Source organism: Methylobacterium sp. WL116 (genome assembly GCF_008039455.1).
Lineage (GTDB): Bacteria > Pseudomonadota > Alphaproteobacteria > Rhizobiales > Beijerinckiaceae > Methylobacterium.
Genome location: NZ_VRUV01000250.1, coordinates 1 through 6,575 on the forward strand (window position 1 = coordinate 1; position 6,575 = coordinate 6,575).

Here is a 6,575-nt window from a genome sequence, read left to right on the forward strand (position 1 = left end):
GGGCGGGGCATCGCCCGGGCGCTCGGCGAGGCGGGCGCCACGGTGGTCGTCACCGCACGGTCGAGCGAGACCGGGCCGCGCACCGAGCAGCGCGCCGAATCGATCGAGGACACCAGCCGCGAGGTCGACGCCGCCGGCGGCGAGGGCCACCACTATCTCTGCGACCACACCAGCGAGCGCGCCGTCGACGCGCTCGTCCACTGGACCCTGCGCCGCTTCGGCCGCATCGACGTTGCGGTCTCGAGCGTCTGGGGCGGCAACGAGGGCTACGACGGCGAGCGCTACCCGGACGGGACCGGATGGGGCACGCCGTTCTGGCGCCGCTCGGCCGAGCCGTTCGCGGAATTCGCCCGCGTCGGCCCCTATCCCGGTTTGCTGCTCGCCCGCGCCGTGGCGCCGGCGATGATCGCGGCGGGATCGGGCCTGATCGCGCTGGTCTCCTTCGGGACCGAGGAGGGCTACCTCGGCGACGTCTACTACGACCTCGCCAAGGCGACGACGAACCGCCTCGCCTTCGCCTTCGGAGAGGAGCTGCGCCCGCACGGCGTCACCGCGCTCGCCCTCTCGCCGGGCTTCGTGCGGACCGAGCGCGTCTGCGACCTCGGGCAGGGCGCGCTCGCCACCGAGAGCCCGCTCTATGCCGGCCGCGCGCTGGCGGCGCTCGCCGCAGACCCCGACGTGATCGCCCGGTCGGGCCGGGTGATCCACGCCGGCGACATCGCGGCGGAATACGGTTTCACGGATGCCGACGGGACGCAGCCCGCCCGGTTCCGGATCAAGCCCTGACACGCAACGCCCGACCCACGCGCGGAGGAAGCGATGACCGGTACCCTGGCCGACAAGACCCTGTTCATCACCGGCGCCTCGCGCGGCATCGGGCTCGCCATCGGCCTGCGCGCGGCCCGCGACGGGGCCAACGTGGTGATCGCGGCCAAGACCGAGACGCCCCACCCCAAGCTCGAGGGCACGATCCACACCGCCGCGGCCGCGATCGAGGCGGCCGGCGGCCGGGCGCTGCCGCTGGTGGTCGACGTGCGCGACGAGGATTCGGTGCGCGACGCCTTCACGCGCGCCGCGGAGACGTTCGGCGGCGTCGACATCGTGGTCAACAACGCCAGCGCGATCTCGCTGACCCCGACGCGCCAGACCGAGATGAAGCGCTTCGACCTGATGCATCAGATCAACACGCGCGGGACCTACATGGTCTCGAAATACGCGCTTCCCTATCTGGAAAAGGCGCAGAACCCGCACATCCTGATGCTGTCGCCGCCGCTCGACATGGCGGAGAAGTGGTTCTCGCCGCACCTCGCCTACACGATGGCGAAGTTCGGGATGTCGCTGTGCGTGCTCGGCCTCGCCGGCGAGCTGCGCAAGGCCGGCATCGCCGTGAACGCGCTGTGGCCGCGCACCACCATCGCGACGGCGGCGGTCAACAACCTGCTCGGCGGCGAGGCGCTGATGCGGGCGAGCCGCACCCCCGAGATCATCGCCGACGCGGCCCATACCCTGTTTCTGAAGCCGGCTCGCGAGATCACCGGCCAATTCCTGATCGACGACACGTTCCTGTCGCAGAACGGCGTCACGGATTTCTCGCAATACCGCGTCACCGCGGGCGTACCCCTTGCGCCGGACTTCTTCGTGCCGGATGCAAGCGCGCCGCCGCCCCACGCGCTCGACTGAGCGCGTTCGTCCCTGAACGGCGCTCGCGTGAGCGCCCCCGCCCATGACGGCGCTCGACAGAGCGCCCATCCCCAGGTTCGCTCTTCGTGATCTTCATCCACCAGCCGGTCACCGGCACCGGCCAGATGCTGCTGGAGCGCCGCCCCCTCGAGCTGCAGGACCCGATCCCCGACGACACCGTCTGGCTCGACATGATCAAGCCGACGCGGGAGGAGGACCTCAAGGTCGAGGCCTTCATGGGCATCCAGGTGCCGACGCGGGAGGAGATGAAGGACATCGAGCCGTCCGAGCTGCTCTACGTCGAGGACGGCGCCCGCTACATGACCGGGCGCGTGCTCTCGAAGGTCAGCGATTCGGAGGATCCGGGGCTCGCCGGCATCACCTTCATCCTGCAGGGCCGCAAGCTCGTGACGGTGCGCTACGAGGAGCCGCAGGCGTTCCGGATGTACACCCAGCGCGCCGGCCGGGCGACCGGCAGCGGGCCGACGGGGACGCCCTCGGGCGAGACCATCCTCGCCGGCCTGATCGAGGCGGTGATCGACCGCGCGGCGGACGTGCTCCAGCTCCAGGGCGAGCGCATCGACCGGCTCTCGGGCAAGATCTTCGAGGTCCAGGCCGACCCGAGCGCGCGCAACACCGCGCTCCAGGACACGCTCCGCGCCCTCGGCCGCCACGGCGACCTGATCTCGAAGCAGCGCGAGAGCCTCGTCTCGATGGAGCGCATCCTGCTCTCGCTCTCGGCCACCTACCGGACGGCCAAGGCCCCGCGCGAGCTGCGCGAGGACGTGCGCTCGACCCTGCGCGACCTGCAATCGCTCGAGGAGCACGCGACCTTCCTGTCCTCGAAGATCCAGTTCCTGCTCGACGCGACTCTGGGGCTGGTGAACCTCGAGCAGAACAACATCATCAAGCTGTTCTCGGTCATGGCGGTGGTGTTCATGCCCCCGACGCTGATCGCCTCGATCTACGGGATGAACTTCAAGACCATGCCGGAGCTCGACTGGAGCTTCGGCTACCCGATGGCGGTGGTGATGATGGTCGTCGCCGCCGTGCTGCCTTACGTGTTCTTCCGCTGGAAGAAGTGGCTCTAGACGGCCGCCGCGCGCCGCCGCGGGCGGCGATCGCCGGCGGATAGGAACCTCTCGGGATGTGCGGACGCTTCTTCATCGCCCAGGCGCCCGAACGCTTCGCCGAATTCTACGGCTACCCGGAGCGCCCGAACTTCCCGCCGCGCTACAACGTGGCGCCGACGCAGCCCGTGCCGATCGTGATCGCCGAGGGCGGCGCGCGGCATTTCCGGCTGGTGCGCTGGGGATTCTGGCCGAGCTGGCTGAAGGACCCCAAGACCTTTCCGCTGGTGATCAACGCGCGGGTCGAGACCATCCTGGAGAAGGCGACCTTCCGCGGCGCGGTGCGCCACCGCCGCTGCGTCTTCCTGGCCGACGGCTTCTACGAATGGCGGCGCGAGGGCACCGGACGCAGCGCGGTGCGGACACCCTTCGCGATCCGCCGCGCGGACGGCGCGCCGATGGCGCTCGCCGGCCTGTGGGAATCCTGGCTCGGGGCGGACGGCTCGGAGATCGACACGGCGGCCATCGTCACGACGGGGGCCAACGGAACCATGGCGGCGGTGCACGACCGGATGCCGGCGATCCTCGCGCCGGAGCAGGTCGCACCCTGGCTCGACACCCGCGCGGTGGATCAGGCCGAGGCGGCGGCCCTCTGCCGGCCATGCCCGGACGACTGGCTCCGCCTCGACCCGGTCTCCGACCGGGTGAACGCCGTTCGCAACGACGACGCGGCGTTGATCGAGCCGGTCGGCCGGCCTCAGCCGGCCATCCCACCGGCGGATCGTCCAGCAGCCGAACAGCCGCGGTCCAGCGACGAGGACGCGCAAGGCAGCCTGTTCTGAACCGGCACACGCGGTAACAGAAACGTGAGGCCGACATACAACTTATGTTGGTGTCACTTCTCGCCGGCCGAGTGAACGTGCAGCATCCAACCGCCCTATGATACTTTTACGTTGGTTGGGGCGCGGCAGCCGTGCCCCCGACCCTATCGAGGCACGACGTGGCCGGCGTTTGCGCACCGGGTCCACGAAAGCCTGATGCTCAGGTCACGCGACTAACAAATCTGAACATCAGACGTTTGTTTGACGCAAAACTGTCAGTGCCCTATCGTCTATTGCTTTCGCATTTGCACGATCATCGATTTCATCACCTGCGAGATCATATCCATGATTGCTTATCGATGCGAGAAAGCAGCTCTCAAGACCCGGATACGACAGAGCCGTCGGCGCATCGGCCATTCGAACGATCTGATGGCGCTGTCCCGCTTGGCGATCGATCGGTCGCGCGAGGCGATCCGATCCTCGAGCACGCGTTTCGCCCCGGCGTGGCAGGAACCGAAGCATGCCGTCTCCGTCGGCGCCGTCCAGACTCTCCTGGCCGACATGAACGGCGAGGCGCTCGATGCGGTCGTCGAGGACTTCTCCGCCGCCTACCGCGAAGCTGTGGCGACCGGGAACGACGAGGCCGCCGACATCGTGCGGAAGGCCCTGGTGATCCTGGGTCGCCATCTCGCCAAAAGCCTTGGGCCGAAGGCGGCCGGAGTCTCGATAAATTGATTGGCTCCGTGGGAGGCTGTGCCTATGAGGTCGTCTTGTGAAAAAGCCGGATGCCCATCTGTCCATCGCGCGCGCGAGCCTCGAGCGGATCGCGCAAACGCTCGATGAGCCGGTCAGCACGTTCTTCACGGGGGGCGAGCCCGAATCCCGCGAGGCCGAGACCTTGGCCCTCGTCCGAGCCTTCGACCGCATCAGGGATCCGCAGGCCCGCGCCCGCTGCCTGACCTTCGTGACGGCCGAGGCCGACCGCTCGTAGCCGGCCCCACCCCGTGTGCGGCGCCGCGCCTTCGCGGCGACCGACCCGCACGGAGCGACGAGATTCGACCTCTTCCCTGCCTCCGGGAGGCGTGACGCTCCCGTCGCGCCGGCTCGCGCGTCCGCGCGGGCTCGGTACCGCGTCCAGGCGGACGCCGGCCGCTACAGCCGGCGCTTGACCGCGACCGCCCTGCGGAACACGCCGACCATCTCGACGTGGCCCGAGTACCGGAACTGGTCCACCGGGGTGACCCGCTCCAGGCCGAAGCCCGCCGCGACAAGGGTCGCCGCGTCGCGGGCGAAGGTCCCGGCGTCGCAGCTGACGCCGACGGCCAGCGGCACCTTGGATTCCGCGATCTGCTTCGCCTGCGCCTGTGCGCCGGCCCGCGGCGGATCGAAGACCACGGCGTCGTAGCCGTTCAGATCGTGGGCGAGGACGGGGCGGCGGAACAGGTCGCGGGCTTCCGTGGTGACGCCCTTCAGGCCGAGCGCGGAGCGATAGGACCGCGCGATGCCCGCCAGCGCGCCGGCCTCGCTCTCGACCGCGTGGACGGTGGCGGTGCGCGCCATCGCCAGGGTGAAGGGCCCGCAGCCGGAGAACAGGTCGACGGCGCGCTTGGTCTTCTTGGTGAAGGCGTCGCGCACCAGCCCGGACAGCGTCGCCTCGCCGGCCGCCGTCGCCTGGAGGAAGCCGCCCGGCGGCGGATGGAGGCGCGCGTCGCCCGAGGCCACCGTGACGGCCTTGCGCTCCACCACCACGTCGCCGTGCAGCGACAGGCGGGCGAGGTCGAGCTCTCCGGCGAGCCGCACCAGCGTGGCGCGCACGCCGGCCTCGACCGGGCCGTGGCCGCGCAGGTCCACGTCGAGACCGGCCTCGGTCGCGGTCACCGCGACGTCGAGGGGCTTTCGCCCGTGCCCGAGGGGCGCACTGAGCGCCCGCGCGATCTCGGGGGCCCGATGCAGGGCCGGCACCGTGATCGGGCAATGGTCGATCGCGACGAGGGCGTGGCTGCGCGCGGCCATCAGCCCGGCCTCGGCCCGGCCCTCGACCTCGCGGACGTGCAGGGTGATGCGCCGGCGGCCCTCGCCGTGGGCGTCGATCAGCGGATCGGGAGCGCGGTCGAGCCCGGCCTGGGCCAGGGCGTTGGCGACCTGCGCGTATTTCCAGGCGGCGTAGGGCTCGGGCGCGAGGTGCTGTGTCGCGCAGCCGCCGCAGCGGGAGAAGTACGGGCAGATCGGGGCGATCCGATCGGGCGAGGGCGTCTCGATGCCGAGGAGCTCGCCGCGCCCGCCGTCGCGCCGGATCGCGACGCGCTCGCCCGGAAGCGCGAAGGCGATCGCCGTGCTGTCTTCGGCGATGCCGTCCCCGCGCGCGCCGAGGCGACGGATCGTGACGGTTTCAGATGCGGTCATCGGGTCTTTCGTGCGGTCGATCGGCGCGTGCGCCGACGAGGAATTCGGTGTTGCCGTCCCCGCCCCGGACGGGGGAGGGGATCAGGCCGAGGATCGTGAAGCCGAGGCCGGCGAGGGTGCGGCGCACCGCATCGCAGACCTCCGCGTGGACGGCGTCGTCGCGGACGATGCCGCCGCGGCCGACGCGCTCGCGGCCGGCCTCGAATTGCGGCTTGATCAACGCGATCAGGTGCGCGCCCGGCGCCAGCAGCCCGGCCACCGCCGGCAGCACGAGGCGCAGGGCGATGAAGCTCACGTCGATGCTGGCAAGGCAAGGGGCAGGGTCGAGGCTGCCCGGCGCGAGGGTTCGGATGTCGGTCCCTTCGCGGTTCGTGACCCGTGGGTCGGCGGTCAGACTGGCGTGAAGCTGGCCGTGCCCGACATCGACCGCGACGACCCGCGTCGCGCCGCGGCGCAGGAGCAGGTCGGTGAAGCCGCCGGTCGAGGCGCCGACGTCGAGGCAGGGGATCCCGGCCGGATCGAGGCCGAAGGCGTCGAGGCCCGCCTCGAGCTTCAGGCCGCCGCGCGACACGAAGGGGTGGGGCGCGCTGGCCTCGATCGC

General features: G+C 70.8%; 8 protein-coding genes. 6 read left to right on the top strand and 2 right to left on the bottom strand.

Annotated elements, in window-relative coordinates; genetic code table 11:
* The 6 genes from FV223_RS17000 to FV223_RS17025 form a co-directional block, all read left to right on the top strand.
* On the top strand, positions 1-786 hold a 786-nt coding region (locus tag FV223_RS17000), incomplete at its 5' end, for an SDR family oxidoreductase (protein ID WP_147728140.1).
* Positions 787-819: 33 nt separating this feature from the next.
* A complete protein-coding gene (locus FV223_RS17005; RefSeq protein WP_147728141.1) occupies positions 820-1,680 on the top strand; it encodes an NAD(P)-dependent oxidoreductase in 861 nt (286 codons plus the stop codon).
* 86 nt (positions 1,681-1,766) lie between these two features.
* Positions 1,767-2,771, top strand: coding sequence for a magnesium transporter CorA family protein (locus FV223_RS17010; RefSeq protein WP_147728142.1), 1,005 nt, complete (start codon positions 1,767-1,769; stop codon positions 2,769-2,771).
* A 56-nt stretch (positions 2,772-2,827) separates the two neighbouring features.
* Positions 2,828-3,592, top strand: coding sequence for an SOS response-associated peptidase (locus tag FV223_RS17015; RefSeq protein ID WP_147728143.1), 765 nt, complete (start codon positions 2,828-2,830; stop codon positions 3,590-3,592).
* A gap of 240 nt (positions 3,593-3,832) precedes the next feature.
* A complete protein-coding gene (locus tag FV223_RS17020; RefSeq protein WP_147728144.1) occupies positions 3,833-4,306 on the top strand; it encodes a hypothetical protein in 474 nt (157 codons plus the stop codon).
* Between the two features lie 37 nt (positions 4,307-4,343).
* Positions 4,344-4,562, top strand: coding sequence for a hypothetical protein (locus FV223_RS17025; protein WP_243931806.1), 219 nt, complete (start codon positions 4,344-4,346; stop codon positions 4,560-4,562).
* 161 nt (positions 4,563-4,723) lie between these two features.
* Here FV223_RS17025 and FV223_RS17030 read toward each other — a convergent pair whose 3' ends face one another.
* A complete protein-coding gene (locus FV223_RS17030; RefSeq protein WP_147728145.1) occupies positions 4,724-5,974 on the bottom strand; it encodes a class I SAM-dependent RNA methyltransferase in 1,251 nt (416 codons plus the stop codon).
* Positions 5,961-6,575, bottom strand: a 615-nt coding sequence (locus FV223_RS17035; RefSeq protein ID WP_147728146.1) for a TlyA family RNA methyltransferase, incomplete at its 5' end; no start/stop codon positions are given. The genes FV223_RS17030 and FV223_RS17035, both read right to left, overlap by 14 nt.